This window comes from Streptococcus sp. M334, from assembly GCF_000187745.1.
Classification (GTDB): Bacteria; Bacillota; Bacilli; order Lactobacillales; family Streptococcaceae; genus Streptococcus.
The window spans coordinates 1-24,096 of record NZ_GL732491.1; the positions used below are offsets into that span (position 1 = coordinate 1).

Consider the following 24,096-nt stretch of genomic DNA (forward strand, 5'->3'; position numbering starts at 1 on the left):
CAACATCTACTCTTATGCGGTATTAGCTATCGTTTCCAATAGTTATCCCCCGCTACCAGGCAGGTTACCTACGCGTTACTCACCCGTTCGCAACTCATCCAGAGAAGCAAGCTCCTCCTTCAGCGTTCTACTTGCATGTATTAGGCACGCCGCCAGCGTTCGTCCTGAGCCAGGATCAAACTCTCATTAAAAGTTTGAGTTCTCACTCATTTCTGTCACTGACAGATTTATTGTTTTTTCATTGTTCAGTACTACAACAGTTGTTGTAGTGCCCTGCACATTGGTTCGTCTTGTTCAGTTTTCAAAGGTCTTTGTCACTCGCTTCTCTCAAGCGACAACTATATTAGTATATCACAGTCACTTTCGCTTGTCAACACTTTTTTGAAACTTTTTTTAATTTTTTCAATCAGTATTTCATCTGCAACATACCATAGTCCGTACGGGATTCGAACCCGTGTTACCGCCGTGAAAAGGCGGTGTCTTAACCCCTTGACCAACGGACCTGAGCTGGTGTTTTCAACTCTTACTATTATACCGACTTTTTAAACTTTGTCAACACCTTTTTTAAACTTTTTTATTTTTTTGCATGAATTCCTAATGAGTACGGATGTCAAACTCTTTAAACACAATACGTAAGTCCTTTAGCACTCTTTGACGCCCTCGGAAGCGTTCATCTCTTAAGACGCGTTCTAACTCTTCTTGTTTGTCTTTACTTTGTTTGTTTCTGTAATCTCTCAATGTTTCATGAAAGAGATAATAATCATCTAGCCAGAGTCCTCCCTCACTTACACGATGACTTATCTCACCTACTTCTTCATACGGTTCTTTATCATATCTTCGTTTTTGACTTTCTTGTTTACGGATATAATCTAAAATCCGATTCCGGAACTTAGTCTTAAAATATTTCCTTAAACGAGGAATATCTTCTACTATTCCTTCTTCTCTACTAATCAATTCATGTAAGCAAATCATTCCCTCTTGGTCCCAATCCGATAACTCCCATAAATGAAGGTAATATTCATTTCTACACTTGTACACAATCCCTTGGACTTCTTCATACATTTTTTTAAGCATAATCTTCCCCTTTCTAGATACAGTCTAACAGATTCAGATACACTTTTGGCACATTTCATCCATTCTGCACCCTTTAGTTCCTCAACTGCACAAAAAAGAGAGGACATGCCTCTCTCAGGGTTATTTTTCATCATTCATTTTTGACTTTACTTCATCGTAAGATAGTGCATGTGATTCCTCTTCTACTGTTTCAGGCATCTTTCCTGTTTCGTAAAGAGATTTAATTTGTGTGCTATCCAATGTTTCGTATTTCAATAATGCTTCTGCAATCAACTTGTGAGTTTCACGATTTGACTGAATAATTTCAGCAGCTTTATTTCGTGCTTCATTTAATAATGAGCGAACCTCTTCGTCAATTTCATAAGCTGTTTGTTCTGAAATTGATTTTTGTGGGCTTTGTGCTCCAAACATAGCATGATTGCCCTCATATTGTACTGGGCCAAGTTTTTCACTCATACCGTACTCTGTAACCATTGCACGCGCCATTTGTGTCGCTTGTTCAAAATCGTTTGAAGCTCCTGTAGTTTGGACATTAAAGATAATTTCTTCAGCTACACGTCCACCCATTAATCCAGCCAATTGCTCTTTCATATCTTCTTTAGAAAGAAGCATTTGATCTTCTTTAGGAAGTGCAATCATGTATCCGCCTGCACGTCCGCGTGGTACGATAGTAACTTTATGAACAACACGGGCATTCGACAAGACTAGACCAACAATGGTATGTCCTGCCTCATGATAGGCAACCAATTCACGTTCTTTTTGTGAAACTGTCTTATCTTTCTTAGAAGGTCCAGCAATAACTCTATCTTCTGCTTCATCAATATCTGAGGAATCAATGATTGATTTATTACGACGAGCAGCAACTAAAGCTGCTTCATTCAAGACATTCTCTAAATCAGCACCAACAAAGCCAGGAGTTTGTTGAGCCACTAATTTCAAATCAACATTTTCTGCTAAAGGCTTGTTCTTAGCATGAACTTTCAAGATTGCTTCGCGACCTTTAACATCAGGACGGCCAACCAATACTTTTCTATCAAAACGTCCTGGACGCAGAAGGGCAGGGTCTAGTACATCTGAACGGTTCGTTGCAGCAATGACAATAATTCCTTCATTTCCCTCAAAACCATCCATCTCAATCAAGAGTTGGTTCAAGGTTTGTTCACGTTCATCATTTCCTCCGCCAAGACCAACTCCACGTTGACGTCCAACAGCATCAATTTCATCGATAAAGATGATAGCTGGTGCTGCTTTTTTGGCATCTTCAAAAAGAGAACGAACACGACTTGCACCAACCCCGACAAACATTTCTACAAAGTCAGAACCTGAAATACTAAAGAATGGAACACCTGCTTCTCCGGCGACTGCTTTAGCAAGCAAAGTCTTACCTGTTCCCGGAGGTCCCTCCAAAAGAACACCTGCTGGAATCCGAGCTCCAAGTTTTGTAAATCGTTTTGGATCTTTTAAAAATTCAACAACTTCAACTAGTTCTTGTTTTTCTTCCTCAGCTCCAGCCACATCTGAAAATCTTACTTTAATATCTTCTTTATTTGCGGCTTTAGCCTTACTTCGTCCAAAACTCATTGGGTTACGGCCATTATTTCCTCCCATATTTCCCATCATAGAGAATAGGAAGAAGAAAAGAATACCGAATGGCACAATGGATACAAGAATATTAATCCACATACCACTTGAACTTTCATGCTTAACAGTTACTTCCGCCTTATGGTCAGAAGCAAGTTTTTGCAATTCTGATACTGTAGTATCTGAAGGAAGAATAATACTTGAAAATTTCTCTACTGTTGTAGCAGAAGGAGAAAAGAACTGGATACCTGTTTCTTCTTTACTTGTTTTAGGATTTTTATAAACACCTGAAACTTCGATAACACTGCCATTTGGTTGGTAAGTCAATTCTTTTACATTGTCATCGGTAATTTCTTTTACCAATTCTGTATAATTAATTTGCTCACTTTTCCCTGCAACACTACCTGTACTAAAATACTGGTAACCTGTAACTAGGAGAAAAATAAGTAATAACCATAGAAAAGGATTTTTAATTAAACCATTATTTTGTTTTTTCATTAAAAATTGTTCTTTCTAATTTGAATACACTTCTTCTTTCAATACTCCAACATAAGGAAGGTTACGATAATTTTCTTTGTAATCTAAACCATAACCTACTACAAACTCATTTGGAATAGTAAAGCAGGTATAGTCTGCCTCAATTTCTACAACACGACCCTCTGGTTTATCCAACAAGGTTGCAATGTTAACAGAAGCTGCATCTCTTGCAATAAACATATCTCGCAAATTCTTCAAAGTTTGACCTGTATCAATGATATCTTCTACAAATAGAACATGTCTTCCTTTGATATCTTGAGTCACATCTTGTTTAATATTGATAACACCACTACTTGCTGTTCCACCATGGTAACTAGAAACCATCATGAAGTCCATTTCAATATGTGTGTCGATATGTTTGACCAATTCAGCCATAAAAGGAATAGATCCTTTTAAAATCCCAACTAAAATTGGATTTTTTCCTGCATAGTCCTTAGTTAATTGAGCACCTAATTTTTTAGCAGCTTCTGTAATTTCATCGTGTGAAACGAGGATTTTTTTAATATCGTTTTCTAACATTTTTTTACCTATCTATTTTTTCTATATAAAGTACAGTGTTCATTATATCATTTTTCGTGTTTTTACTCAAATTACTGGTCGCAATTCCCAAAATTGAGACAATTTCACCAAATTGCTCAATAATCAGGACAGAGTTTCGCTTTTCCATAGGAATTTTCAAATCAATAAATAGACGTCTGAGTTTTTTTCTATGCCCATTTTGAATCAAAACATCTCCTGGTTTTCGATGACGAATGTATATGGATGTTTCGCGTGAAACAGGTATTTGTTGAATTGACTCACCTTCTAAAGGAAGTCCAAAGGAAAATAAATATCCTTGATAAGTAACCTGATTTTGATAGTGTAACACAAATTCATCTTCCTTTTCATCAGCCTGCGGACTGATTTTACAAATCTGAAACTTTTGATACTCTTTTATCAATTCATAGCCATTTTTAAGCAGATGACGATACTGGCTTTTAATTTTTAAAATCTGCCGAACTTCTTCAAACTGAGCTTTTGTAAGATTCAAATCTGGAAAACGATTCAGATAAGTTTGAAGTAAAACTCTTTGTGTCGAATCAGAGTAAGACAATAGTTGCTCTAAATTTTCTACATCAATATTCTTTGATAGTTCAGCTATTGCCAAATCATAATCTAAAATTTCATTGCCGAGACTTAAGATTGCATCCCTAAATCGAGGATTTTCTTTTTCCAATTCTGGTAAATAAGAGTTTCGAATACGATTTCGAAAATAATGATTTTCCTGATTTGATATATCTTCAAAATGAAAAATTGATGGAAAGTCTTTTTTATGAAATTGCAAGAAGGGACGAATCATTTCTATATCCCCGACTACTTGCTTCTCCTTAATTCCTGATAGATAGCGCAAGCGAGTGCCTCGAATCAAACGCATCAAAATCGTTTCCACCTGGTCATCAGCATGGTGGGCAGTGACCAAGGCTGTAGCACCTGTCTTTTTCATGACCTCTTGAAAAAAATCATAACGAAAATCTCGAGCACGCGCTTCTGAAAATTCTCCTGAAAAATTGCTGATATAAATAGGAAGCTCTGCTTCAGCAGCTAACTTCCTTAATTCCTTTTCTTCCCAATCTGATTCTACTCTCTGCTTATGATTCACATGAGCTAGAATCAATTCAATTTCTAACTCTTCTTGATACGTAGACAATACCTTAAATAGAAACATAGAATCTAATCCACCAGAAAGAGCTAGCACCACCTTAGTATGTTTTTTAAAATATCCTCTCTTGAGAAAATGATTTAAAAAATCCTGTTCCCTCATTTTAGAACCTCATAAACATCTTTAGCTATCTGAGAAATCGTATCATAATCAGAATTTTTAGTGAAAATAGAAAGAACAAATGGAGAATCTGCATAGACAACACCCGTATCATGCTCAAATTCGTCCGCATCCCCAATTTTATGAGCTACCTTCACAGAAACACCTTTGGCAATTCGCTCATTATCAAAATCTGTTTTTGTTAAAGACTCCAATACAAATCCATTTTGATTATAAATAGCTTCCATGACTTTCCCAGCCATTTTAGAAGAAATCAATTTTTCTTTCGTATCCCAATCATCTCCCATAATAGCAGACATCTTGGACTTAAATGTTGTATCAGATTGATTTGAAATGTAATATCCCAATAGATTATGAGCTACATTGTCCGATTCTTTAGCTACTTTCGTAATTAAATCTTTTAAAGAATACTCTTTATTATCCTCTTTTTTAGGGAGACTACCACTTCCCTCTGGTTTATAAGAACCTGGAAAATCATTAACTGCTGATACGTATTTTACAGTCGTATCTAACTGATATAGACCCTCATTTATTTTTTCTTGCGTATAGTAGAGATAAGGGAGTTTTAAAACACTAGCTGCATACATCTTTTCATCTTGATTGATACCAGCTTCTTTTCCAGTAGTCAATTGCTTAACATAAATAGAGAAAGAATCTTTTTGATATTTTTCAGATAACATTTCTTGGACTTTACTCATCCGATTATCTTCTTCAGAAGTTGACTCTTTATCCACCCATCCGGCCTGATCAATATGTAGAAATTCTTTTCCTTCTACAAACATGGTCTTATCGATTGATACCTGCGAATAAGCTGATAAGAATGATTTCACCTCTTTTAAATCATAAGGACTATTATACAGTTTAAAACCTGATTCTAACCATACTTTTTTTATTGTTGGAGTTACCTCTGACTGATCATATAAAAATCGTTTGTCTGCAGCTATAAATTGATGGTTGGATAACTTAAATACTGGAATTCCTTGTTTATTTAAGCGCCACTCGGTTATTTGAAAACTTGTTTTAGGAGTCAATTTTCCAGATTCTACCACTAAATCTTCATTTGCATAGACAGGAACTTCTCCATAAACCATAGGAGTACTTAGCTTTTCTCTAAAATAAATACCAAAGTCAGATTGTGAAAGGTAATAAATTTCTTTCGAAGTATAGACAACTTCTTTTTCTGTGCTAACGACTTTTGAAATGGTCAAAAAACTCGGTAGCAACAAAATAATTAAGAATTTACGCATTCTTCCTTTCCTTTTCTTCTTGTAAACGCAATAATTGATTTTTATCAGCTAGCTCTTCCAGCTTTTCATCCGATAGACTCAAAAATTGCTCAATTACATCTAATAAATTTTCCATTTTATCACCTTGGAAGCAAGTCAGGAATCGTATAAACAGCTTCCCGATTCTTAGAATAATAATATTTTGCACGCATGTATTTAGCAGCGTAATCTTCATCTTTCAACTTTGTAGCAAAAGCTGTCTCCTTCTCCTTTTCCTCACTCAAGGTTTGATACTGAGTTTGCAAGTCTGACAACTGTTGACGTCTTTGGAGTAATTGGTGATAGCTTTGAGCAAGGTTATAAGTTGGTAAAATGAACAATAAAATCATCAAAATCAGAACCCAACCCATGAAACGATTACGTTTTTGTCGTTCTTTCATCAGATAGCGACGACGTTGGTGCTCATTTTGAATAAAAGAATTATTCAATTGTACGATATTTTTAGACATTTTCTTCTACCCGTGTTTCACTGATGATTTCATACATGCCTGCTGCATCTTCTTTTTTTGTACTATCTTTCATCTCCAGTACTTTGACAAGTAGCAACTTATTGCCAAAACGAATTTCAACTTGATCATTAACTTTCAAATCTGTTGAACTTTTGGCCAAGATTCCATTCACCTTGATTCTACCTTTATCAGCTACTTCCTTTGCGACTGTACGACGCTTGATAATTCTTGATACTTTTAAATATTTGTCTAATCTCATTTTTATTACCTCAAATTATTATTGTACCATTTTTATCCATTTTATAGAAGAAAAATGTTAAAGGGAATTGCTTTCTTTTGACTCTTTTATCTCTAATAAACTTTCTCCAAAAATGAGCAGACTTTCTAAAATTTCATAGTCCTTCTTGTTTCGGACATCAAATACGACTTCCATTAGTCCCTTATTCTCAGCTATGGCTGCTTTTAAATTCGTTGCGGATAAAGATTTAAAATAATCTTGAGCCAAGAACAGTCGCTGAGTAATTTTTTCAAATTGAACTGTAATCTTATTTTCTTTTCTTTCCACACGTTCTACAAAGACCTTATCAAAATATGACTTGACTAGACCAATTTCTAAAAGATAGGCTACAACGTCTGGATACTCTCCAAAACGATCCATCAACTCCTCTTGTAACTCTTCATAATTGACACGGTTGTCAATTTGACGAATTTTCTTGTAAATTTCGATTTTATGTCTTTGATCAGAAATATAAGTATCAGGAAGATAGGCATCAATTTGCAAAATCAATTCGGCATTCCCTTTGGTTCTTGTGTTAGTGTTAGCATTACCGTTTCTTCTAGCAATAGCTTCCTCTAGTAACTGCGAATATAATTCAAAACCAACAGAATCAATGAAACCAGACTGAGACTTTCCTAAAAGATTTCCTGCTCCACGAATCGAAAGATCTCGCATTGCAATCTTAAATCCGGAGCCCAATTCTGTAAATCCTTTAATTGCCTCTAATCTCTTTTCAGAGACCTCACTGATTGATTTTTCTGGACGATACATGAGATAGGCATAAGCAATGCGGTTGCTACGACCAACTCTTCCTCTTAACTGATACAAAGTTGACAAGCCCATATGGTCTGCATTTTCGATAAACAAGGTATTGGCATTTGGAATGTCCACCCCTGTCTCGATAATGGTAGTCGTCACCAAAATATCATACTGACCTTCAATGAAATCCAGTAGAGTATTTTCTAACTGAATCTCACTCATTTGCCCGTGAACATATCCAATCGAAGCCTCTGGAATCAACTCCTGTAATTCTGAAACCTTTTGGTCAATCGTGTCAACTTTGTTGTAAAGATAGTAAACTTGACCTCCACGCTCCATTTCACGCAAGACCGCATCACGAATGACACTATCATTCTTTTCCAAAACATAGGTTTGCACTGGATAACGATTAGTCGGCGGAGTTTCAATAACAGACAAATCTCTGATTCCCAGCATAGACATATGAAGGGTACGAGGAATTGGCGTTGCTGTCAAGGTCAGGACATCCACTTGTTTCTTCAGTTCTTTCAAGGTTTCCTTATGCTTGACACCAAATCGCTGTTCCTCATCTATAATCATCAAGCCCAAATCAGCAAACACAACATCTTTAGACAAAACACGATGGGTTCCAATCAAAATATCAACTTGACCGTTTTTCAATTTTTCAAGTGTTTCAGTCTGCTCTTTTTTACTTCTAAAACGACTTAACACATCAATATTAACTGCAAAATTTTGGAATCGTTCCTTAAAATTCGTATAGTGCTGTTGTGCTAAAACCGTCGTCGGAACTAGAACGACAACCTGTTTGTGATCATTGACTGCCTTAAAGGCTGCACGCATAGCAACTTCAGTCTTTCCAAAACCAACATCCCCAACTAAAAGTCGATCCATTGGCTGAGAATCCTGCATATCTCTCTTGATTTCCTCAACACTACGAAGTTGATCATCCGTTTCAACATAAGGGAAGGCATCATCAAAAGCATGTTGATCTTCATCATCAGATGAGAAAGCAAAACCCTTCAACTGGCTGCGTTCAGAATAGAGTTTGATTAAATCATCAGCTATATCCTCTACCTGATTCTTAACCTTTTGCTTGGCCTTTTTAAAATGACCGTCATTTAATTTATTGAGTTTGGGCGCTTTACCATCACTTGAAACATATTTAGATAGTAGATGAATCTGTTCCACTGGGATGGAGATTTGATCCCCATTTTGATACTGGACACTGACATAATCGCGGTGGATTCCTTTTATTTCAATTGTTTCAATTCCTAGATATTGACCAATTCCATGAATATGGTGAACAACGTAATCTCCTTTTTCAAGTTCATTGTAATCTTTTAATCTCTCTGCGTTTGAAACATGTTGTCTTCGAAAACGACGTTTCAATTTCTTTTGAAAAATCTCATGTTCAGTAATCAATAAAATCTTTTCATCTACAAAATGAAAACCATGTCTGAGATTACCCTCAATTAAGTTTACAGATTCTTTACAGATATTTGACTTATCTCTAGAATCCAATTTAATCTGGTATTCCTCTAAAACATCCTCCAATGTTTTACTTCCCATTGAATTGCTAGACTGCAGAATAATAGTGTAATCCATTTTTTTGTATCGCTCAATTTCTTCTTTTAGAAAAGAAAATTGATTGAAAAACTCCTGCATAGGATATTGATTAAATTGATAAATTTTGTCAAACTTGAGATTTCCTAACCCCTTTTGCAGATTAGAGAAAAAGGTAACCGGACTCTGTTTTTTATAGATCTGCTCTGTATCTGCAAAATACTGCATTTCAGAAACTGCTTTACCATTCTGTAATTCTTCTGTAAAGTATTGCGCTAATTCTCTTTCAAATATTTCATACTGATTCATCAATTTTTGATAATCATCAAAGAATATTGGGGTATCTTTTTCAATATAGTCAAAAACAGTCCATGTCTTGTCATAACACAAAGATAAAAATTTCCGTGAATCAGAATGAATTTGTTTTTGGTGAAAACTTGAAAGAATTTCTTCTAAGTATAATTTTAAAATAGGTGATAAAGTTTTTGAAATCTGTTTTTCTAAAACTGACTGACCTTGTTGATAATCCTTTTCTTTCAAAAGAATATCACTAGCTGGAAATATGGTGAGTTCTGTCTGATTTTTTTTCGATAATTGTGTTTCGACTTCAAATGACCTGATACCATCGACTTCATCACCAAAAAACTCAATTCGGTAAGGTTCTAACTGGGATATTTCAAAAATATCTAAAATATCTCCTCGCATACTAAATTCGCCTTGAGTTTGTACTTGTGTAACTTTTCGATAGCCTATTCCCTTTAACTGATGGATAAGCGCGTGTTGATCATATTCTTCACCAACTGAGATTTTTACAATACTATCTTTAAATACATTGGGAGACGGTAAAATCAATCGACTTGCTGCGATATTACAAACTAAAATCCCTTTCTTAGATGAATCAGTCAAAAAACGCAATGCTTCAACCCGTGAAATGATTTTTTCTTGTGAAGACATCAAAAACTCGACTATAGGGGAGTCATCTACCAAAAATGGATAGACAAGTTCCTCACCCAAGATAGAGATAAGATCACTAACAAGTCCTTCTGCTTCTCCATAAGTTGACGTCAACAACATAATCTTATCTTCTTTTTCTAAACTGCTTGCAATTGCAAAAGCCTTAGTAGACGTTGATAAACCAAGTATTAGTTGTCTTTTCTTATCTGTTAAACTTTGATGCCATTTTTTAATCTGATCATTTTCTGAGAATAAATCTAATAAGGTCACCATTTATCCGTTATACCTCTGCATTGTTTTCTCAAAATTTTTCTCTTGTAAATAGTAGTTTACAGAATCGTCAACTTTGTCAATAGACTGTAAAATACCAATATAATCATCCTTGTCAAACTTACTCAAAACATGGTGAACAACTGACATACCATTTTTAGGTCTTCCGATTCCAATCTTAACACGGTTAAAGACCTGAGTTCCAATATGTTGAATAATAGACTTAATACCATTGTGACCACCTGCAGAGCCCTTTGCTCTTAAACGAATCTTTCCAACTTCCATGTCAAGATCATCGTAAATGATAAGTAAATCTTCAATATCCAAACCATAGTAAGTCAATAAAGCATGAACTGCTTTTCCACTTTCATTCATAAAGGTCGTTGGTTTGACCAGATAAATTTTTTCTCCATTTAGGAAAAAAGATGCTAGGTCAGCTTGAAATATCTTATCGTGTGTAAAAGTGACATTTTGTTTTTTCGCTAGTTGATCAATCAGCATAAAGCCAACGTTGTGTTTGGTTTCAAAATATTTATCTCCTGGATTTCCCAATCCCACAAGTATTTTTGTCATTTATTTTTCCTTTCAAAAGCCAAAAGGGTTGGAATTATTTTCCAACCTAATTGACATTATTTTTAATATTGATTAAACGTTAAAGCGGAATTCCATAATATCGCCATCTTGCACGACATATTCTTTTCCTTCTTCACGCAAGCGTCCAGCTTCTTTTACGGCTTTTTCAGATCCGTATTTCACTAAATCCTCATATGACATGGTTACTGCACGAATAAAGCCTTTTTCAAAGTCTGAGTGGATAATACCAGCTGCTTGTGGAGCCTTCATACCACGTTTGAATGTCCAAGCTCGAACTTCTTTTTCACCAGCTGTGAAGTAAGTTCCCAGTCCAAGCAAGTGGTAAGCTGCACGAGTCAACTTGTCAACGCCTGATTCTGTCAAACCAAGTGCTTCAAGAAACTCTTGCTTGTCTTCTTCGTCTAACTCAGAAATTTCTTCCTCAGCACGCGCAGAAATAACAACTACTTCAGCATTTTCTGTCGCTGCGAATTCACGAATTTGTTTAACATAGTCGATAGAGTCAGGATCTGAAACCACATCCTCGTCCACATTCGCTACATAAAGAACTGGTTTAGTCGTCAACAGGAAGAGACCTTTGACAACTTTTTGTTCTTCATCTGTAAACTCGATTGTACGAGCTGATTTTCCATCTTCAAGGACTGGTTTAATCTTTTGAAGAACATTAAATTCTGCTACAGATTCTTTATCTTTTTGCGTACGTGCCATCTTTTCTACACGCGCATAGCGTTTATTGACTGATTCCAAGTCAGCAAGAATCAATTCTAGGTTAATGGTATCAATATCTGCAAGTGGATCCACAAAGGCATCTTCACGTCCTTGCTCGCGCATGACGTTTTCATCATCAAAAGCACGAACTACGTGAACAATCGCATCTACTTCACGAATATTGGCCAAAAATTTATTCCCTAGTCCTTCTCCTTTTGAAGCTCCTTTTACAATCCCTGCAATATCTGTAAATTCAAATGTTGTTGGAACTGTCTTTTTAGGAGTAATCATTTCAGTTAGTTTTTGTAGGCGTTCATCTGGAACTTCTACCATTCCAACGTTTGGATCAATCGTCGCAAATGGGTAGTTTGCTGCCTCTGCTCCTGCTTTTGTAATTGCATTAAATAGTGTTGATTTACCAACGTTTGGCAAACCAACGATACCTGCTGTTAAAACCATATTTTCTCATTCTCCGTTTTCATTTCAATCCCTAATATTATAACACAAAAAGGGAAAACTTGCTAACCCTCTAACTAAGGGTTTTCAGTCAATAATTTTATTCATTTTTCGATCAAAATCATAGCGTCCCATCATGACAACATGGTCACAATTACTGCATTTGATTTTGATATCTGCCCCTACACGTGTAATTTCCCAACGATTTGCTTTTTTACCAGTTGACTTGATAGTACAAGCATGTGGTTTTTTCATCTCAACAAAATTTCCAACTTGATACATACTACTCTCCTTTTCTTTTTCGATTATATCATAAAAGAGGCGAGCTAGGCTCAACCTCTTTCACTTAATTTGTACGAACTGGTGTAATGAGTTGCATGAAGTCCTCGTCAGTATCTGCTGGTACAAGAGTAAATGGACGAACAGCTGAGATAAAGCTAATAGTCACCTTTTCGCTATTTAAAGCCTTAAGAGAATCAATCAAGTAAGTTGGGTTGAAACTAATGGTCAAATCTTCACCAGTAACCTGGTCAGTATCAATTTCTTCGTTTACTTTACCAACTTCTGGAGAGTGAACATGAGCGCTAACAACCCCATCTTTTATTTCAAGTTTCACAGTACCATTTTGAGTAGCACTTGATAAAAGACGAGCACGTTCCATTGACTGGCGTAAGTTTACAACATCAAAAGTAATTGTAGTGTTAAAGTCTGTTGGAATCAAACGATCTGTATCAGGATAGTTACCTTCTAACAAACGAGTATAGAAGCTAATATTTTCGCTTCTAAAGAGGATTTGGTTATTGGCAAAGAAAATCTCTACAGTTTCAATATCATCTGTAAATACCGCTGAGAATTCGCGTAGAGAACGGCTAGGAATCACGACATCAAAATCATCACTATTTTTTTCAAGAGTCAATTTTTTCTGGCTTAGACGATGAGAGTCTGTTGCAACTGTTTTTAACTCTTTGTGTTGGCTCAATACAAAATGAACACCTGTTAAAATCGGACGACTTTCTTGTGTACTTGCAGCAAATGCTGTTTCATTGATAATTTTCTTGAGTAATTTTGTTTCAAGAACCAAAGGAGTACTTGCTGAAATTTCTTGAATTCGTGGATATTGTTCGCTATCTTTTCCTTTTAGGGTAATTTCTGATTTGCCACTGGTTAAAACAATTTGATTTTGTTCAATTTCTTTAAAATCAAGAGTCACATCAGGTAGACTAGATACCACATTGATGAAGAAAGAAGCTTCAAGAAGGATAGAACCTAAAGAAGTAATTAACAAACCAGCATCTTCATTTTTTTGAGAAATAAAATTTTCAATTGAAATTTGACCATTTGAACCAATTAAAGTAACACCTTCATTGGTTACGTCAATTTTTACGGTTGATAAAATAGGAATGGCATTTTTAGAGCTAATAGCTCTCTTAGTAGTATTTAAGGCTTGTAGAAATAAATTTTTATTAATTGAAAAATGAATCATGGATTCTCCTTTATTTATTTTTAGTATTAGAAGGATAATAGTAATAATAGAGTCTGTGAAATCTGTGGAAAACAGACTTAAAGCAAGTCATATCAAGATTTTTGGATTGTTTAAAAAATGTGGATAAAAAAGATAAAAATGCGAAAGTTATCCACAAGTTATTTTATTTTCTTTTTGATTGATTCAATTTCTAAACGTAAATTATCGTCTTCATCAATCAAAGATTTAATTTTTGCATGGGCATGAATGACTGTTGTATGATCTTTTCCTCCAAATTCCTTCCCAATTTTTGGAAGACTATTATCTGTTAGTTCTCTAGATAAATACATGGCTACTTGACGGGCTAACACAATATTTTGAAGGCGTCTGCTTCCCTTCATTTCTTTGATACTGACACCATAAAAGTTACCAACTTCATTTTGGATTTTGTCAATTGGGATGACGAGCATTTGGCTAACATCTTGTTTGCGAGCTCTAATGGCTTCTGCAGCAATATCAATAGTGATATCCTTGATTTTTTTTACTCTGGCAATTAAAGTGATGTCGTTGATGGCTCCCTCAAGATCTCGAACATTTGAATCAAATTGCCCAGCTAGGTATTCTAGAGTATCACTTTGGAAATTGTAGCCTAAATGTTCCGTTTTACTTTGTAAAATGGCAATACGTGTTTCAAAGTCAGGAGGTGTGATAGTTTGGGTTAACCCCCAACTAAAGCGCGTGACAAGCCTTTCTTCGAGCCCTTCTAAATGTTTTGGACTACGATCACTCGTTAGGACAATCTGTTTTTGCTTGTCATGAAGGGCGTTAAAGGTATTGAAAAATTCTTCCTGAGTTGCGACTTTTTTTCCGCTGAGTGACTGGATATCATCGATTAACAAAAGATCAAGGCTACGGTATGTCTTTTTAAACTTTTCCATTTCCCCTAGTCTTAAGTGATCAAGAAAGTCATTAATAAAACTTTCAGCAGGTATATATTTGACACGTGCATTCGGAATATTTTTTAGAATTTCATTTCCAATAGCGTTTAATAAGTGAGTCTTACCAAGCCCAGGTCCTCCATAGATAAAAAGAGGGTTATAGGTCAGAGCCAAATCTTCAGAGACAGCTAAAGCGGCTGATACAGCCCAAACATTTCCATCCCCTTGGATAAAATTATCAAAGGTATACTTCTCTTTTAATCCAGTATCCGAATAAGGAATAGATGCCAACTTTGGACTATAGTCATAAAGAGTTGAATTGGTAGCTTCTTCAACTTGTGAGATAGTCGTATCTTGAGGTTTAGTGAAAATATAGTGGGGAGTAATCTCAGCATCATAAATTTCAAATCCAGCAACGACAATAATATCTTTTAGTTGTTTTTCCCAGACCATTTCCATTTCAGATCGTGGTAAAAATATAGTAGCAACATTTTCCTCTACCTTGATGAGTTCAGCTTGAATAGCATAGAAATCATACATGGATCGAGTCAGTCTTTCTTGCGCAAATTCTAAGATACGATTCCAAAATTGTTTTTCTTTCAATTCTTTCTCCTCCTTTACTATTTAAAAGTTTAATACTAGACCTATTTTACCATAGAGAGCAAGAATTTTCCACAAGCTGTGAAAAATAATCCACAATGTTACCAAGTTTTATCCACAGGTTGGGGATAAAACCAAAAACTATTGACTTTTTAAGCTTTTTATTGAAAAAAAATAGTGGATAACCTTGTGAGATAAAAAAATAAAAGAACAGCCTTATTTCAGGCTGTTGATAATTCTACTGTATTCTTCTTGATTTGAAAAAGAAATAATGATTTTTCCACTATCTTTTTTAGACAGTTTGATTTCTACATCTAATCCGAGTAGTTTTTTTAATTGTTCTTCCTCATTTTGTATGAAATGATTCGTTTTTTGAAGTTTCTTTTGTTTTTTCTCTGTCAGAAGAGCTTCTAACTTCCTTACAGAAATATCTTCCTCGATGATTCGTTGAAAGAAATAGTCTTGTTGTTCCTTATTCAAACCAACTAGCGAACGTGCATGTGCTTGTGATAGTTTGCCATTTTCTACTTCTGAGAGGATCTGTTCTGGCAAGGAAAGCAAGCGAATGGAGTTGCTGATGTAAGGACGAGACTTGCCCATTTTATCTGCAATTTCAGCATGGGTAAATCCTTTCTCTACGAGAGATTCATAGGCGCGTGCTTCTTCTATTGGATTTAAATTTTCTCTCTGTAAATTTTCAATGATGGACTGAACCATCATCTCTTGGTCTGAAAGCTGCTTAACAACAGCTGGGATAGACGTTAGACCTGCTAAAAGTGAAGCCCGATAGCGTCTCTCTCCTGCAAGGATTTCATAACCAATTACAGGAGATTGACGAACAATAATCGGTTGGATGACCCCATTTTCTTTAATAGACTGTGATAGTTCATGTAATTTTTCTCTATCAAATTCTTTTCGGGGTTGATAGGGATTTTTTTGTATATCTGTGATAGAAATCATTTCAAATTTTTCCATGATTCTACACTAACACATCTTTTCTCTTATGTAAAGCTTTCTTTACATAGATGTCAATTAAGATTCTAAATCACCTGAACTCTTGTCAAGTTTGATAGATGTAGTTTCTTCTTTACCGTTACGATAGTAAGTTATCTTAATGGTGTCTCCGATAGAATGATTGTAAAGAGCACTTTGTAAGTCTGTTGATGAAGCAATCTCTTTGTCATCTACTTTTGTAATAACGTCGTATTTTTCAAGATGGCCATTAGCAGGCATATTGCTCTGCACAGAACGAACAACTACACCAGATGTTACATTACTTGGAATATTCAATCTTCTAATATCACTTGTATTAATATTTGAGAGATTGACCATTTGGATGCCCAAAGCTGGACGCGTCACTTTTCCGTTCTTTTCTAATTGTTCAATAATATTGATAGCATCATTTGCAGGGATTGCAAAACCAAGACCTTCTACAGAGGTTCCTCCATTTGTGGCAATTTTACTTGAGGTAATTCCGATAACCTGTCCTTGAATATTGATAAGTGGGCCACCAGAGTTACCTGGGTTAATAGCAGTATCAGTTTGGATGGCTTTTGTAGAAATGGCTTGTCCATCTTCAGATTTTAAAGATACATTTCGATTAAGACTAGATACGATACCTTGAGTAACAGTATTTGCATATTCAGAACCTAACGGGCTACCGATGGCAATAGCAGTTTCTCCTACGGTTAACTTGCTAGAATCACCAAACTCAGCTACTGTTGTCACTTTTTCTGAAGAGATTTTGATGACAGCAATATCAGAGAAAGTGTCAGCTCCGACAATTTCTCCAGGTACTTTAGTTCCATCTGACAAACGAATATCTACTTTGCTGGCACCATTTATAACGTGATTGTTGGTGACAATGTAAGCTTCTTTGTCATTCTTTTTATAAATAACTCCAGATCCTTCACTAGAGATTTGTTGAGAATCTGTATCAGTATCATCATTACCAAATACGCTATTTTGTCTGTTTGCTGAATAAGTAATAACAGAAACAACGGCATCTTTTACTTTATTAACAGCCTGAGTTGTTGAATTTTCGTTCTTATAGGCAGTCTGTGTAATAGTACTATTGTTGTTAGAGGTACTTACAGTACTTTTTTGAGTTAGTTGAGCTATTGAAAAACCACCCAAGGATCCACTAAAAAAGCTAATGACGATAACGACTAATAATTGAAACCCTTTTTTGTAAAATGTTTTTAGATGTTTCATATTTGCCTCCATTTATTTGAAATTACTGAAAGTATAAACTGACTAGCTTAATTATAACTTAAACACAAAAGTTTTTCACAGATTGTGGATAACTTTCAAAAATCTGTGATTTTCTCGGCTAAAATTAACCTTTTATTTTGTGAATAAGATGTGAAAAAATAGAGAATATGTTAGAATAGAGTCATGAAAATTAAAGTTGTAACAGTTGGGAAACTGAAAGAAAAGTATTTAAAAGATGGTATCGCAGAATATTCAAAACGAATTTCTCGATTTGCTAAGCTTGAAATGATTGAGTTAGCAGATGAAAAAACACCAGATAGGGCCAGTGAATCAGAAAATCAAAAGATTTTAGAAATAGAAGGTCAGAGAATTTTATCAAAAGTTGGTGACCGTGATTTCGTTATTGTCTTGGCTATAGAAGGGAAAACTTTCTCCTCGGAAGAATTTAGTAAGCAGTTAGAAGAAGCTTCTATAAAAGGATTTTCTACTCTTACTTTTATTATTGGGGGAAGTTTAGGATTGTCATCATCTGTAAAAAAGAGAGCTAATCTTTCTGTCAGTTTTGGTCGTCTAACTTTGCCCCATCAGTTAATGAGACTAGTCCTTGTTGAACAAATCTATCGCGCTTTTACGATTCAGCAGGGATCCCCCTATCATAAATAGAAAATTGACTTTTAATTGAATTTTTGGTAGAATGATTGTGTTAGGTCTCATAGCTCAGCTGGATAGAGCATTCGCCTTCTAAGCGAACGGTCGCAGGTTCGAATCCTGCTGGGATCAATATAGTAGCAAAGCTGGGAATTTTCCCGGCTTTTTTCTTAAAAAAAGTACACTTGGGGAGAAAAAAATGACAGTTGAGAGAATTTTATCTAAAATGAAATTCCATTTTGTATAATGGTTTTTGTAAGTTAGCTTACAAGAAAAAAACATTTTAGGAGATTTTATTATGAAAAACACAGTTAAATTGGAACAGTTTGTAGCCTTGAAGGAAAAAGACTTGCAAAAGATTCAAGGTGGGGAGATGAGGAAACTAGATGATGCTTTGTTTAATTTGTTTAATTTCTTTAGAAGAAGATAAAGGAGTGGCAGAATGGATTTTTTCTTAGTAGTAGATTTTATATTATATTTTTTAATTATTAGTCACAGTTACCATTTAATTTGTAAAGGTCAAATAAAATCAAAGGAATTATACATTTTTGGTGCTTATACACTACTATTACAAATAGTCCTTGGTCTTCCTTTTTATTTTCTATCTTTAGATGGGTTAGGGATTGCAACATTTTTATTTCCTTTGGGCCTATATTCCTATTTTCGATGGATTAAACAGTATGAGAGGGATAGAGGACTATTCCTAAGTTTACTACTATCTCTTTTATATGAGAGTCCTCACACCTTTCTGTCCGTAACTTTTTCCTCTATAACAGGAGACAATTTTGTTTTACAATATTATGGGTTATTCTTTTTCGTTGTAACGGTGTTGACTTATGTCGTTATCGTAACAATCATTCATTATTTCCATTTGGAACTAGCCTATTTTGACAAGGACTACCTTTATCCCTTCTTGAAAAAAGTATTTTTTGCTTTACTACTGCTCCATACTGCATCTTTCGTTTCAGATATGGTAAGTACGATTAAACATTTGAATAGTTTTGGAAGTATTTTATCATCTATTGTCTTTATTTCTCTCCTTTTGACCTTCTTTGCAATGAATTCGCATAAAGAACAAATAGAAAAAGAGATTGCTTTGAAGCAGAAGAAATTTGAACAGAAACATTTACAAAACTACACAGATGAAATTGTCGGTCTGTATAATGAAATTCGTGGTTTTCGACATGACTATGCTGGGATGCTTGTCAGTATGCAGATGGCAATTGACAGTGGTGATTTACAGGAAATTGACAGAGTTTACAATGAAGTTTTGGTCAAAGCAAATCATAAACTGCGTTCAGATAAGTACACTTACTTTGATTTGAACAATATAGAAGATTCAGCTTTACGAAGCTTGGTTGCACAGTCAATTGTCTATGCTCGAAATAATGGTGTAGAGTTTACACTGGAAGTAAAAGATACGATTACCAAGCTCCCAATTGAACTATTGGATTTGGTTCGTATCATGAGCGTTTTATTGAACAATGCTGTCGAAGGATCGGCTGATAGCTATAAAAAGCAGATGGAAGTAGCAGTTATTAAGATGGAAACTGAAACAGTTATTGTGATTCAGAATTCATGTAAAATGACGATGACTCCTTCAGGAGATCTATTTGCTTTAGGATTCTCCACTAAGGGAAGAAATCGCGGAGTAGGATTAAATAATGTGAAAGAACTACTAGATAAGTACAACAATATTATTTTAGAAACAGAGATGGAAGGAAGTACATTTAGACAAATTATTAGATTTAAGAGGGAATTTGAATGAAAGTTTTAATTTTAGAGGATGTTATTGAACATCAAGTGAGACTAGAAAGAATATTGGATGAAATTTCGAAAGAATCGAATATTCCAATATCATACAAGACAACGGGAAAAGTCCGTGAATTTGAAGAATACATTGAAAATGATGAAGTAAATCAGCTTTATTTCCTAGATATTGATATTCATGGAATTGAGAAAAAAGGATTTGAGGTTGCTCAGCTCATTCGTCATTACAATCCTTACGCTATTATCGTCTTTATCACCAGTCGATCAGAGTTTGCGACTCTAACCTATAAATACCAGGTATCAGCCCTAGATTTTGTTGATAAGGATATCAATGATGAGATGTTTAAGAAGAGAATTGAGCAAAATATATTCTACACGAAGAGTATGTTACTTGAAAATGAAGATGTTGTAGATTATTTTGATTACAATTACAAGGGAAATGATTTAAAAATTCCTTACCATGATATTTTGTATATTGAAACGACAGGTGTCTCTCATAAATTACGCATTATTGGTAAGAATTTTGCAAAAGAGTTCTATGGAACAATGACAGATATTCAGGAAAAGGACAAACATACTCAGCGATTTTATTCTCCTCATAAGTCATTTTTGGTAAATATAGGCAATATCAGAGAAATTGATCGAAAAAATCTGGAAATTGTTTTCTATGAAGACCATCGTTGTCCTATTTCAAGGTTAAAAATTAGAAAATTAAAAGATATTCTAGAGAAAAAATCTAAAAAGTGATTGACAATTAGTAAGAAATTGATATAATGGTTATATCTGCTACAGATAGAAGGTCCGTTGGTCAAGGGGTTAAGACACCGCCTTTTCACGGCGGTAACACGGGTTCGAATCCCGTACGGACTATTTTATCCGCCATAGCTCAGTTGGTAGTAGCGCATGACTGTTAATCATGATGTCGTAGGTTCGAGTCCTACTGGCGGAGTATAGATAAAAGGGAACATAGTGTTGTTCCCTTTTTTGTATCAATTTGTATCACCAAGCATCTTCATAAGGAAGTCTGTTATTTCTTGAGGACTTTCTTTTTTTCCATGTGCAATCCAAGTTTGGCAGACACCAAAAAGTGCGTGAGTTAGATAGATGCTACTATATTCTAATTCAGTGGTATTGAGATTCAGTTGCATAAAGCGTTTTTGTAAATCTGTGCTGAGCATGATATGAAGTTTATTTCTTAAGAAATTTTGGATTTCTTTGGTACCATTTTCAGAAAGCAGAGCAGCCAGAAGTGGTTCTGACTCTAGATATTCAAATACTTCTAAAATAGCATCTCTTTTGTGCTGAGCATGTTTTTGAAAAATATATTCAAATGTATGAAATAGCTTGCTTTGATAGTGCTCAATCATATCATACTTATCCTTATAGTGAGTATAGAAGCTGGAACGACTAATTCCGGCTTTTTCTGCTAACTTGACAGTAGAAATTTGATCAAATGGCTGTTCCATCAGTAGTTGTACCATAGCATTTTCAATAGTTTGCTTTGTTTTTAAGCGTTTGTTACTTTCTTGCATACTTCCTCCTTGTAAACAAATTAGACTATATGTCTAAAAATAGATTTTTTATCTTGTAATTTAGATTTTTTAATGTATAATCTATTATATCAAAATTTTAGACAATATGTTTAAAAAAGGAGAAACTATGTTTAAAGAATGGAAAGCAATTTTTAAAAAACCAACCTTTATTATTGTCATGATAGGAATTTCTCTTGTTCCAGCTCTGTACAATGTCATATTTTTGTCCTCAATGTGGGATCCATATGGGCAATTGTCTGATTTACCTGTGGCAGTTGTCAATAATGATAAAGAGGCTTCCTATAATGGTAATAGCATGTCTATAGGAAAAGACATGGTGTCCAATTTAAAAGAAAATAAAACTTTGGATTTTCATTTTGTAGATGAAGAAGAAGGTAAGAAGGGCTTAGAAAATGGTGATTACTATATGGTAGTGACTTTACCAAGTGATTTATCTGAAAAAGCAGCTTCTATTTTAACGGATCATCCAGAGCAAATGCAAATCGATTATCAGACTTCAAGTGGTCATAGTTTTATTGCTAGCAAGATGAGCGATTCTGCTATGACACAATTAAAGCAGAATGTTTCTACTAATGTAACCAAGACCTATACCAAAGCTTTATTTAACAAAATGATTGATTTAAAGGATGGTATGAATCAAGCAGCTTCAGGCAGTGAAAAATTAACTGATGGAGCGAATCAGTTAGTGGCAGGAAGTCAAACATTAACAACTAACCTAAACTCTTTAGCAGATTCAAGTTTAACATTTTCAAATGGAACGGAGCAGTTTACTAAAGGATTATCCTCATATGTCTCTGGTGTTGAACAACTTCATCTTGGCTTAGGGAATTTTAATAGTGGTTTAGTTACATATACTGGTGCAGTGAGTCAGTTATCTAGTCAATCAGCTACCCTTCAAATGGGTGTGGAGCAATTAAGTGAAGGGATTCAACAACTTTCTAGTAAGTTAGATGCTTCGTCTGGGCAAAAAGATCAAATTAATCAATTATCTTCTGGTCTGAATCAGTTAAATCAAGTTATTCAAAATATTGATGTTGGAGATACAAAACAGTTAGATTCTGTTTTATCAAGTATAGTATCTCTTTCTAATCAAATGCTAGTAAGTGCTCAGTCTGAAAAAGCAACTACATTAGCCAATATTCAATCAACAGCAGCTTATCAATCCTTGACAAGTGAGCAACAAGCTGAGATAAGTGCTTCTGTATCTCAAAATTCGACTGATAGTATTCAATCGGCTCAGTCAATTATAGCTTTAGTACAAGGTTTACAGGGAAGTTTAGAAAACTTACAAAATCAATCTTCTAATCTTTCGACGTTAAAAAATCAAGCTAATCAAGTATTACCGCGTGCTTCTACTTCTTTGACAGGATTGTCAAGTGGATTAACAGAGATACAAGGAGCTGTTACTAGTAAATTAGTTCCTGCCAGTCAGTCAATTGCATCAGGTGTAAACGCATATACTACAGGTGTTGATAAAGTTTCTCAGGGCGCAAGTCAACTAAGTGAAAAGAATTCCACCTTGACAGGTAGTTTGGATCAACTAGTTTCAGGCTCAACTACCTTGACACAAAAATCTTCTAACTTGACAGCAGGAGTTGGTCAATTAGTTGAAAAAACTCCAGAATTAGTGTCTGGTATTGAAAAATTATCAACTGGCTCTAACCAATTGAATCAAAATAGCCAAGAATTAATAGCAGGAGTTGATAAATTGCAGTTAGGATCGGGCCAATTAGCTGATAAATCCAGTCAGTTACTTTCAGGTGCTTCTCAATTAGAGAATGGAGCTAATAAATTGGCAGATGGAGCTGGGAAACTAGCAGAAGGTGGAACAAAGTTAACTTCCGGATTGGAAGGTCTACAGACAGGACTTGCTTCTTTAGGACAAGGATTGAGTAATGCTAGTGATCAACTCAAATCAGCATCTACGGAATCTAAAAATGCAGAGATTTTATCAAATCCTCTCAGTCTTTCTAAAACAGACAATGATCAAGTTCCTGTAAATGGAGTTGCAATGGCTCCTTATATGATATCAGTTGCTCTTTTTGTTGTAGCAATATCAACGAATATGATCTTTGCGAAGCTGCCTTCAGGACGTCATCCAGAGAGCCGTTGGGCTTGGTTGAAATCTAGAGCTGAAATAAATGGTATTATAGCTATTTTAGCAGGGATTTTGGTATATGGAGGAGTTCATCTTATTGGTCTAACTGCTAATCATGAAATGAGAACATTTATTCTCATCATCTTAACAAGTTTAGTATTCATGTCTATGGTGACTGCTTTAACAACGTGGAATAGCCGTATAGGAGCTTTCTTCTCTCTTATCTTGCTTTTATTACAGTTGGCATCAAGTGCCGGTACTTATCCACTTGCTTTGACAAATGATTTCTTTAGAGCTATTAATCCTTGGTTACCAATGAGTTATTCAGTTTCGGGATTACGACAAACAATCTCTATGACAGGAAATATTCATCATCAAGTCATTTTCCTTGCTGTGATACTAGCTCTATTTATTGGTTTAGGTATGCTAGCCCATCAATCTAAGAAAATGGAAGAAGATTAAAAAAATCGACCGCTTAACTGGTCG

22 protein-coding genes, 4 tRNA genes and 1 rRNA gene are annotated in these 24,096 nt (G+C 35.0%); 8 read left to right on the forward strand and 19 right to left on the reverse strand.

The genetic code is table 11. The annotated features are described in order from the left end of the window. The 18 genes from HMPREF0851_RS0104280 to HMPREF0851_RS13135 all read right to left on the reverse strand — a co-directional run. Window positions 1-191, reverse strand: a 16S ribosomal RNA gene (locus tag HMPREF0851_RS0104280); the annotation flags it as partial. A gap of 240 nt (window positions 192-431) precedes the next feature. Then, window positions 432-503: transfer RNA gene (locus HMPREF0851_RS13055), tRNA-Glu, on the reverse strand. Window positions 504-594: 91 nt separating this feature from the next. Then, window positions 595-1,074, reverse strand: a complete 480-nt coding sequence (locus HMPREF0851_RS13060; RefSeq protein ID WP_000914533.1) for a sigma-70 family RNA polymerase sigma factor — start codon at window positions 1,072-1,074, stop codon at window positions 595-597. 120 nt (window positions 1,075-1,194) lie between these two features. Further along, window positions 1,195-3,153 carry an ATP-dependent zinc metalloprotease FtsH gene (gene ftsH / locus HMPREF0851_RS13065; protein WP_000744573.1) on the reverse strand — a complete coding sequence of 653 codons (1,959 nt, stop codon included), beginning with the start codon at window positions 3,151-3,153 and terminating at the stop codon, window positions 1,195-1,197. 15 nt (window positions 3,154-3,168) lie between these two features. After that, window positions 3,169-3,711 carry a hypoxanthine phosphoribosyltransferase gene (gene hpt / locus HMPREF0851_RS13070; protein WP_000892172.1) on the reverse strand — a complete coding sequence of 181 codons (543 nt, stop codon included), beginning with the start codon at window positions 3,709-3,711 and terminating at the stop codon, window positions 3,169-3,171. 4 nt (window positions 3,712-3,715) lie between these two features. After that, the gene (gene tilS, locus HMPREF0851_RS13075) at window positions 3,716-4,993 is read right to left on the reverse strand and encodes a tRNA lysidine(34) synthetase TilS (protein ID WP_001209060.1); all 1,278 of its coding nucleotides are present in this window, start codon (window positions 4,991-4,993) and stop codon (window positions 3,716-3,718) included. Next, entirely contained in the window at window positions 4,990-6,258 is a 1,269-nt protein-coding gene (locus HMPREF0851_RS13080; protein ID WP_001224765.1) for a serine hydrolase, read from the reverse strand. The genes tilS and HMPREF0851_RS13080 overlap by 4 nt, the downstream gene beginning before the upstream one ends. Further along, window positions 6,251-6,373, reverse strand: coding sequence for an SP_0009 family protein (locus HMPREF0851_RS16670; protein WP_000429334.1), 123 nt, complete (start codon window positions 6,371-6,373; stop codon window positions 6,251-6,253). Before HMPREF0851_RS16670 ends, HMPREF0851_RS13080 begins: the two co-directional genes overlap by 8 nt. 4 nt (window positions 6,374-6,377) lie before the next feature. Then, on the reverse strand, window positions 6,378-6,746 hold the full coding sequence (locus HMPREF0851_RS13090; RefSeq protein WP_000041905.1) for a septum formation initiator family protein: 369 nt from the start codon (window positions 6,744-6,746) through the stop codon (window positions 6,378-6,380). Further along, on the reverse strand, window positions 6,739-7,005 hold the full coding sequence (locus tag HMPREF0851_RS13095; protein WP_001234978.1) for an RNA-binding S4 domain-containing protein: 267 nt from the start codon (window positions 7,003-7,005) through the stop codon (window positions 6,739-6,741). Before HMPREF0851_RS13095 ends, HMPREF0851_RS13090 begins: the two co-directional genes overlap by 8 nt. A gap of 57 nt (window positions 7,006-7,062) precedes the next feature. Beyond that, a complete protein-coding gene (mfd, locus tag HMPREF0851_RS13100) occupies window positions 7,063-10,572 on the reverse strand; it encodes a transcription-repair coupling factor (RefSeq protein WP_000258127.1) in 3,510 nt (1,169 codons plus the stop codon). Next, window positions 10,573-11,142, reverse strand: a complete 570-nt coding sequence (pth, locus tag HMPREF0851_RS13105) for an aminoacyl-tRNA hydrolase (protein ID WP_000161511.1) — start codon at window positions 11,140-11,142, stop codon at window positions 10,573-10,575. A 72-nt stretch (window positions 11,143-11,214) separates the two neighbouring features. After that, complete coding sequence (gene ychF / locus HMPREF0851_RS13110; protein ID WP_000244522.1) at window positions 11,215-12,330, reverse strand: redox-regulated ATPase YchF; 1,116 nt, start codon at window positions 12,328-12,330, stop codon at window positions 11,215-11,217. 84 nt (window positions 12,331-12,414) lie between these two features. Continuing rightward, a complete protein-coding gene (locus tag HMPREF0851_RS13115; RefSeq protein WP_000285186.1) occupies window positions 12,415-12,609 on the reverse strand; it encodes a DUF951 domain-containing protein in 195 nt (64 codons plus the stop codon). A gap of 64 nt (window positions 12,610-12,673) precedes the next feature. Further along, complete coding sequence (dnaN, locus tag HMPREF0851_RS13120) at window positions 12,674-13,810, reverse strand: DNA polymerase III subunit beta (protein WP_000581173.1); 1,137 nt, start codon at window positions 13,808-13,810, stop codon at window positions 12,674-12,676. Between the two features lie 158 nt (window positions 13,811-13,968). Then, window positions 13,969-15,330, reverse strand: a complete 1,362-nt coding sequence (dnaA, locus tag HMPREF0851_RS13125) for a chromosomal replication initiator protein DnaA (protein ID WP_000660609.1) — start codon at window positions 15,328-15,330, stop codon at window positions 13,969-13,971. 213 nt (window positions 15,331-15,543) lie between these two features. Then, window positions 15,544-16,302: a ParB/RepB/Spo0J family partition protein gene (locus HMPREF0851_RS13130; RefSeq protein ID WP_000410389.1), complete on the reverse strand. Its 759-nt coding sequence runs from the start codon at window positions 16,300-16,302 to the stop codon at window positions 15,544-15,546. Window positions 16,303-16,359: 57 nt separating this feature from the next. Further along, a complete protein-coding gene (locus HMPREF0851_RS13135; protein WP_000681588.1) occupies window positions 16,360-17,541 on the reverse strand; it encodes a S1C family serine protease in 1,182 nt (393 codons plus the stop codon). A gap of 183 nt (window positions 17,542-17,724) precedes the next feature. On the opposite strand from HMPREF0851_RS13135, the gene rlmH reads away from it, so the two are divergent. The 7 genes from rlmH (at window position 17,725) to HMPREF0851_RS13165 (ending at window position 20,908) form a co-directional block, all read left to right on the forward strand. Further along, on the forward strand, window positions 17,725-18,204 hold the full coding sequence (gene rlmH / locus HMPREF0851_RS13140) for a 23S rRNA (pseudouridine(1915)-N(3))-methyltransferase RlmH (RefSeq protein ID WP_000695938.1): 480 nt from the start codon (window positions 17,725-17,727) through the stop codon (window positions 18,202-18,204). 43 nt (window positions 18,205-18,247) lie between these two features. Continuing rightward, window positions 18,248-18,321: transfer RNA gene (locus HMPREF0851_RS13145), tRNA-Arg, on the forward strand. A 166-nt stretch (window positions 18,322-18,487) separates the two neighbouring features. Further along, a complete protein-coding gene (comC, locus tag HMPREF0851_RS0104290) occupies window positions 18,488-18,619 on the forward strand; it encodes a competence-stimulating peptide ComC (RefSeq protein WP_025169899.1) in 132 nt (43 codons plus the stop codon). 12 nt (window positions 18,620-18,631) lie between these two features. Beyond that, window positions 18,632-19,957, forward strand: a complete 1,326-nt coding sequence (comD, locus tag HMPREF0851_RS13150; RefSeq protein ID WP_009014409.1) for a competence system sensor histidine kinase ComD — start codon at window positions 18,632-18,634, stop codon at window positions 19,955-19,957. Continuing rightward, complete coding sequence (comE, locus tag HMPREF0851_RS13155; protein WP_000866064.1) at window positions 19,954-20,706, forward strand: competence system response regulator transcription factor ComE; 753 nt, start codon at window positions 19,954-19,956, stop codon at window positions 20,704-20,706. Before comD ends, comE begins: the two co-directional genes overlap by 4 nt. Window positions 20,707-20,757: 51 nt before the next feature. Next, window positions 20,758-20,829: transfer RNA gene (locus tag HMPREF0851_RS13160), tRNA-Glu, on the forward strand. Window positions 20,830-20,834: 5 nt separating this feature from the next. Next, window positions 20,835-20,908, forward strand: a tRNA-Asn gene (locus HMPREF0851_RS13165). Between the two features lie 40 nt (window positions 20,909-20,948). Here HMPREF0851_RS13165 and HMPREF0851_RS13170 read toward each other — a convergent pair. Further along, complete coding sequence (locus HMPREF0851_RS13170; protein ID WP_001158256.1) at window positions 20,949-21,491, reverse strand: TetR/AcrR family transcriptional regulator; 543 nt, start codon at window positions 21,489-21,491, stop codon at window positions 20,949-20,951. A 127-nt stretch (window positions 21,492-21,618) separates the two neighbouring features. On the opposite strand from HMPREF0851_RS13170, the gene HMPREF0851_RS13175 reads away from it, so the two are divergent. After that, window positions 21,619-24,072 (forward strand): YhgE/Pip domain-containing protein, encoded by a 2,454-nt coding sequence (locus tag HMPREF0851_RS13175; protein ID WP_000472078.1) that lies wholly within the window; start codon window positions 21,619-21,621, stop codon window positions 24,070-24,072. Window positions 24,073-24,096: the final 24 nt, after the last annotated feature.

Bases quoted from the DNA above. Each gene is read 5' to 3' on its own strand.
- HMPREF0851_RS13080 (WP_001224765.1), bottom strand. From the start codon at position 6,258: ATGCGTAAATTCTTAATTATTTTGTTGCTACCGAGTTTTTTGACCATT.
- HMPREF0851_RS16670 (WP_000429334.1), bottom strand. From the start codon at position 6,373: ATGGAAAATTTATTAGATGTAATTGAGCAATTTTTGAGTCTATCGGAT.
- HMPREF0851_RS13060 (WP_000914533.1), bottom strand. From the start codon at position 1,074: ATGCTTAAAAAAATGTATGAAGAAGTCCAAGGGATTGTGTACAAGTGT.
- hpt (WP_000892172.1), bottom strand. From the start codon at position 3,711: ATGTTAGAAAACGATATTAAAAAAATCCTCGTTTCACACGATGAAATT.
- comC (WP_025169899.1), top strand. From the start codon at position 18,488: ATGAAAAACACAGTTAAATTGGAACAGTTTGTAGCCTTGAAGGAAAAA.
- dnaN (WP_000581173.1), bottom strand. From the start codon at position 13,810: ATGATTCATTTTTCAATTAATAAAAATTTATTTCTACAAGCCTTAAAT.
- mfd (WP_000258127.1), bottom strand. From the start codon at position 10,572: ATGGTGACCTTATTAGATTTATTCTCAGAAAATGATCAGATTAAAAAA.
- comE (WP_000866064.1), top strand. From the start codon at position 19,954: ATGAAAGTTTTAATTTTAGAGGATGTTATTGAACATCAAGTGAGACTA.
- HMPREF0851_RS13090 (WP_000041905.1), bottom strand. From the start codon at position 6,746: ATGTCTAAAAATATCGTACAATTGAATAATTCTTTTATTCAAAATGAG.
- tilS (WP_001209060.1), bottom strand. From the start codon at position 4,993: ATGAGGGAACAGGATTTTTTAAATCATTTTCTCAAGAGAGGATATTTT.
- ftsH (WP_000744573.1), bottom strand. From the start codon at position 3,153: ATGAAAAAACAAAATAATGGTTTAATTAAAAATCCTTTTCTATGGTTA.
- rlmH (WP_000695938.1), top strand. From the start codon at position 17,725: ATGAAAATTAAAGTTGTAACAGTTGGGAAACTGAAAGAAAAGTATTTA.
- HMPREF0851_RS13135 (WP_000681588.1), bottom strand. From the start codon at position 17,541: ATGAAACATCTAAAAACATTTTACAAAAAAGGGTTTCAATTATTAGTC.
- HMPREF0851_RS13115 (WP_000285186.1), bottom strand. From the start codon at position 12,609: ATGTATCAAGTTGGAAATTTTGTTGAGATGAAAAAACCACATGCTTGT.
- comD (WP_009014409.1), top strand. From the start codon at position 18,632: ATGGATTTTTTCTTAGTAGTAGATTTTATATTATATTTTTTAATTATT.
- HMPREF0851_RS13175 (WP_000472078.1), top strand. From the start codon at position 21,619: ATGTTTAAAGAATGGAAAGCAATTTTTAAAAAACCAACCTTTATTATT.
- ychF (WP_000244522.1), bottom strand. From the start codon at position 12,330: ATGGTTTTAACAGCAGGTATCGTTGGTTTGCCAAACGTTGGTAAATCA.
- HMPREF0851_RS13170 (WP_001158256.1), bottom strand. From the start codon at position 21,491: ATGCAAGAAAGTAACAAACGCTTAAAAACAAAGCAAACTATTGAAAAT.
- HMPREF0851_RS13095 (WP_001234978.1), bottom strand. From the start codon at position 7,005: ATGAGATTAGACAAATATTTAAAAGTATCAAGAATTATCAAGCGTCGT.
- pth (WP_000161511.1), bottom strand. From the start codon at position 11,142: ATGACAAAAATACTTGTGGGATTGGGAAATCCAGGAGATAAATATTTT.
- HMPREF0851_RS13130 (WP_000410389.1), bottom strand. From the start codon at position 16,302: ATGGAAAAATTTGAAATGATTTCTATCACAGATATACAAAAAAATCCC.